Genomic DNA, 5,994 nt, shown 5'->3' on the forward strand with positions numbered 1-5,994 from the left:
ATCCGATACCGCAACCAAACTGAAAGCGAGCATGGAAAATATATTGGGAGGATTGCAACAACTTTCTTCGGGCGGACTATATGACGCATACAGTGGAATCATCAAGACGGTGAACGGATTCAAAGACGTGATAGGCAAGACGTCAGAATCTCTTAAGGAGGTCCCCATTGTCGGATGGATTCTGTCCATCATTGACGTACTCAAAGACGGATTGAGCAATCTTGTGGGTGGTTTGCTTGACGCTGTCCTGAATGCAGTCAGCGGAATTATCGGTGATGTCTTGTCAGGTGATTTATTCGTAACAATTGGAGAATCTCTGAAAAACGGGATAGGCAATATCCTCAATGCGATTTCTTTCGGCGGTTTTAATTCTTTGTTTGGTATTGGTGGTAATAAAAAAGAAGTCGAGGAAGCTATTAATAGGCTTACCGATCGAAATGAAACACTACAAACCGCTATTGAGGATTTGACAGATGTAATGGAAGCCAGCAAGGGAACAAAGTCCGTTTCCGCGTATGCTGATGCGAAGAAACTGCAAAAAGAGACGGAAGAAAACTATAAAAAAATTGCACAGGAACAGGCTAGATACTCCAATTCCCATCATAGCTGGAACTACTATTGGGGAGGATTCAACCAAGAGGAAATCTCTCGTCTTAGCCAGCAGATAGGCAGAAACTGGAACGGTGATATATGGTCCCTTTCTCCTGAAGAGATGAAAGTGCTCCGCAGTAATGTTGATATGTGGGAGAAGATTCAGAATACTGGCAAGGGTGGTTATGGTGAGCGTTTGACTGACAAGTTGAATGATTATGTTGAGCAAGCTGGTAAGCTGGAAGAACTTACAGACAAACTCTATGAAGGTCTTACTGGTATCACTTTCGATGGAATGTTTGACAGCTTTGTGAACAATCTTATGGATATGAAGTATGAAGCTAAGGATGCAGCGGAAGATATAGCAGAGTATTTCATGCGTGCCATGCTGAGTAATAAAATCGGTGAAATGTACAGCGAGAAACTCGAAGAGTGGTGGAAGAAGTTCGGTGCCGCCATGGAGGATAACAATCTGACCGAAGTAGAGAGAGAAGCCTTGCAGGATGAATATATGAAATATGTGGAGGAAGCCATGAAGCTCCGTGACGAGCTTGCCGCAGCAACCGGATATGACAAGATTTCACAGGAGTCCTATTCCCAATCTTCTTCATCAAGAGGGTTCGGCACTGAAATGACACATGAAGATGTAGGAGAACTAAGCGGTAGGTTTACAGCATTGCATATTGCAGGAGAAGAGATAAAGAATCAGAATATCATTCAATCTCAATCACTTAATCTACTGACAGTAAAAGCAGATGCTCTACTTTCCATAAATACGGAAACAAGAAATATTGCTGATGATACGCGGGATTTGATAGCGCAATCCTATCTTGAATTGGTACAGATTTCAGAAAATACAGGGGCAATCGTCAAACCTATTCAACAGATACAAAGAGATATAGCAGAAGTTAAAAAGAATACAGCAAAATTATAGTCTATGAATGAATTATTAATTAATGACGAAAACGCTTACACGACATGGGGTGTGAGAATGGGAGAGGGGGTTCTTGATGCTATTGGGGCATCCGCTCCCATGAAGGATTTTATTGAGAACAAAAGCAGACTTGAACATGGGAAGCGGGTAATAATCAATAATCCGAAAGTCGATGAGAGGGAAATAACACTTTCTTTTACAATTGAAGGAAATTCCCAATCTGATTATCAAGCAAAGAAAAAAGCTTTCTTCGATGAACTTTATAAGGGCAAGGTTGATATTCAAGTCTCGGCTAATAGTAGCGAGATTTATCATCTGGTTTATCTCGGTAAAAGTATCACTTACGCACAGAGTTTAGACCGAACTTTCGGAAAAATTTCAGCCAAGTTCAATGAGCCGAATCCGGCCAACAGAACTTAATTCACGACATTGGTTTTATTGTCGTGTATGTGAGTGCTCAAAATTGGGTACTCTTTTTTTTATCTCCGAACTTTGAAGACATGAAACAAATCGACATCAAAGACATATCCGGTGCTATCCAGCTTACAACTCTGATCAATGAAGGCTGCAAGCGTAAGTTCACTCTGATGAAGGAGGACTACATCATGTTAAAGTTCTCCTTAGAGAATCCCATATATTTCAAACTTGGCTCATACGTGGAGTGTGACTTCGGACTGTTCGAAGTGTGCGATTTGCAGAAGCCCGCATTCAACACCAATACCGCCGGCTACGACTATGAGCTTCAGCTTGATGCCTATTATTGGAAATGGAAAAACAAAATCTTCAAATATACCCCGGAGACGGCCGGACAGGAGGCGTCCTGGAACCTGACTGCCCCGCTTGACGTACAAGTCGGTATAGTCCTGAGAAATTTAAAGGCTCTTGGTTACACATACAAAGGACAGGATTTTGTTTTCTCCATTGACAGTACGGTAGAGAACAAATCACAACTGATGTCTTATGAGAACATCAACATTTTGGATGCCTGTTTCTCCATGGCGAAAAAATGGGATTGCGAGTGCTGGATAACCGGGAATATAATCCATTTCGGGTGTTGTGAGTTTGGCGACGCGGTGGACTTCGAGATCGAGAAAAACGTGCAGGAAATGCCACGATCTGAATCCCGGTCCACCTATGCGACAAGAATCTACGCTTTTGGTTCCACCCGTAACATACCGGCAGACTACCGCCCCATTGACGAGACCGTGGTTGTGAACGGTGTGGTGCAGCGCAGGCTGATGCTTCCCGAAGGCACTCCTTACATTGACGCTTATCCTGATATGACTACCGAGGAAGCCGTCGAGCAGGTGGTTATCTTCGATGAAGTCTATCCCCGAAGAACGGGCACCATGTCGGATGTTACTACCATCGAGGTGACGGACAAGGTGGAGAATGAGGACGGCACAACCACTGAGGAAAAATGGAATGCCTACCGTTTCAGGGATACAGGTGTTAACTTTTCCGAGAAATATATCCTCCCCGGTCAGGAGCTGAGGATACGTTTCGCGTCCGGGCTTCTCAACGGTCTGGAGTTCGCCGTGAAGTTCAATCCTGAGGGAAAGCCGGAGAAGCTGGAGGATGGCGGATGGAACCCTGAGGCACAGCTTTGGGAGATAGTCAGGAATGAGGACTACGGCAGACCACTTCCCGGCGATGTGCTCTTTCCCCAGGATGGAGATGAATATGTACTATCCGGCTGGGACAGCACGAAAATAACCGAACTGGGGCTTGTGGGTGCTGCAGAACAGGAACTGAAGGTCAAGACGGAAAAATACGCTTCCAAATCAAAGGTTGACCCGAGTACTTACGACTGCACGATGATGTCCGGTGACGCATACCGCGAGGACGGCATTCATAACCTCTACAGCATTGGTCAAAAGGTTAATCTTATTAACAAAGCCTATTTCGATAACGGAAGGCAGTCAAGGATTATCGGTTTTGAATTTAACTTGGATTTCCCGTTTGACTCACCTGTCTATACTGTTGGGGAAACCGCCTCCTATTCTCGTATCGGCGAGCTGGAGGAGAAGGTTGAGAGCCTTACCCTGAAAGGACAGACCTATACGGGCGGTGGTGGTAGCGGCGTGTATGTGATTGGAAGCCACGACTCAACCCCGGCGACAGACCATAACGTGTATTCCGCATTACGCTCGTTGAAAACTTTTCTTCGTAAAGATAAAGAAGATATCGCTAATGAGCTGATCACTTTTTTGAAAGGTCTTTTGATTGGTAAGAACGGTAGTGGAATTACTGTACTGGAAGATGGTACCTCTCAAGCCGTTGTTGACCGGCTTTATGTGAAGATTAAGGCTGTCTTTGATGAACTTGAAGTGAAAAAGAAAACGCATGTTGGTGGTGAGCAGATCATATCTCCGGCCGGAATGAAGTGTGTCCGTGTGGAGGAACTTGATGAGAGCTACCGCTGTTTCTTTTTGTCGGAAGTCGATGGAGTGACAATCAATAACGAATTTACAGTCGGTACATTAGCATTAGCCCAAGAATTTAACATTAAAGAAGGAACATCTCACAATGTATCCAACCGCTACTACTGGCGTGAGGTGACAGGTGTAGGATCTGACTATATTGATTTGAGCAAAACCAATGCCGATAAGGACAGTGATATTCCGGTTGCCGGTGATGATATTATTGGTTTGGGACACTTGACGGATATCACTCGTCAGGCAGCTATAATCCTTTCTTCTGTTAATGAAACTTCGCCTTCCATTATTTTCTATCAAGGTATCAACTCTTTCTCTCTTGCCGGGAAAGAAGTCATCGGGTTGGGCTTTGACAAGTCCACCGGACACGCCTATATCAATGTGTATGGTGATGCCTATATCGGTGCCAAGGATGAGAGCACTTACATCCGTTATACACAAAAAGGCGGTGTTGATATCAAGGGTATGTTCCATATCGAGCAGGGTTCCACCGGATGGCGTAATATGGAAGGTCTTCCGGATGAGATACAGGCGGCGGCTGATCTGGCCCAAGAGGCTAAGGATGCGATAGACAATGCCGCCGTTGGTAGTGTCAATCTGTTGCGCAATTCTGGATTTACGGGAGATTATGAAACAGAGGACCTGTCTGCCGCTACCGAGCTATCGGCGGATACCGAACTTTTTAGCAAGCAACTGGAATATTGGACGGGAGTGGCTACCGTATCTGCGGACAGTGATGCCGGCTCCGGGTACTCTGCCGCAATCGGTAGTTTGTCCCAGTCCGTATCATTGATTAAAGGAGAAAGTTATGTTATCAGTTATAAAGCAAAGGGTACGTCTGTGTCTGTTTCGTGCGGTTCTTTCAGTGTTTCTCAACCTCTCACATCCTCTTATCAGAGATATACCCATAAGATCACCTTCAATGGCAGTGGTATATTTCTTATCAGTGGTACCGCAACCGTTTGTGACCTTCAGTTAGAGCGTGGAACCATCGCTACTGACTGGAAGCCTTCAATTCTTGACAATGACAAGGCAACAGCCGGTTTCCAGTCAATCAATTATATCGCCAGCGCGATTAAGGATGGTTCTGTGGACATCCTTGGCGGTTTGATATTGGCCAATATGATCCAGTTAGGCAACTACAAGGATGGCAAGATGCAGAAGGTCACCGCCGGAGTTAGCGGCATATACAATGACGATGATGATGTGGCATTTTGGGCAGGTGGCACGTTACAACAAGCTATATTGACCGTGATGAGGTTTCGTAATGATCCGAATTATCAACCCACCGATGAAGAATGGGCGAATATGGCGAACTTCGTTGCCACTCATGGTGGCGATACGTTCCTGCGTGGCTATATTTATGCCTTAGGTGGTAAGTTCAGAGGTGTGGTTGAAGCCTTGGGCGGATTTTTCCGCGGAAAAGTAGAAACATCTGTTGACGGGAAACGCATTGTCATTGATCCGGATAAAAATACTCTTGAAATGTACACGACTGAAGGACATGCCACCTTGATATTAAGGTTCGACACATCATCGGACGGATGGGAATATGGTGATTTGATTTTGCGGAAATATGCAGGGGACCAATTGATACTAGAAACGACTGTATATCCGGAACGTATCAGAATACAGAATCATGTGGAAAATACGGATATCATTCTTAATCCCAATAACGTATCCTTCTATGGTTCTAAAGGCGAAACGCTGTTGGTTGGGATGAAACCGGTATATGACGGGGTGAGTGTGTCTAAGTATGTGGCCAATATTGAATGCAGTAATTGGTCGTCTAAAGATAACGTCAGTTCCGGGCAGGTATATGTGGAATATGAGACAGTAGAAGGAGTCGTGACAAACGGGACTTTAAAAGTAAAGAAGTGATATGGAACTGAATACTATTAACAAGACAGGTACTTGGAGTGAGGCGGCAGACCGTCTTAACAACAACTTTAGTAAGACTTCTACCGAACTAGAAAAGGTCAAGCAGAACGGTATCCGCAACAAGGGATTATTTTCTACTCTTAAATTGCT

Annotated in this window: 2 protein-coding genes and 1 pseudogene; all 3 read left to right on the forward strand. The window is 44.7% G+C overall.

Features of this window, described 5'->3' with window-relative positions; translation table 11 throughout:
• A pseudogene (locus tag AB5935_RS20040) lies at positions 1-1,525 on the forward strand (phage tail tape measure protein); the annotation flags it as partial.
• A gap of 3 nt (positions 1,526-1,528) precedes the next feature.
• Positions 1,529-1,945 (forward strand): hypothetical protein, encoded by a 417-nt coding sequence (locus tag AB5935_RS20045; protein WP_038609882.1) that lies wholly within the window; start codon positions 1,529-1,531, stop codon positions 1,943-1,945.
• 80 nt (positions 1,946-2,025) lie between these two features.
• The gene (locus AB5935_RS20050) at positions 2,026-5,844 is read left to right on the forward strand and encodes a hypothetical protein (protein WP_368327533.1); all 3,819 of its coding nucleotides are present in this window, start codon (positions 2,026-2,028) and stop codon (positions 5,842-5,844) included.
• Positions 5,845-5,994: the final 150 nt, after the last annotated feature.

The sequence above is a fragment of the Phocaeicola sp. RTP21198st1_B8_RTP21198_201120 genome (genome assembly GCF_040929485.1).
Classification (GTDB): domain Bacteria; phylum Bacteroidota; class Bacteroidia; order Bacteroidales; family Bacteroidaceae; genus Phocaeicola; species Phocaeicola dorei.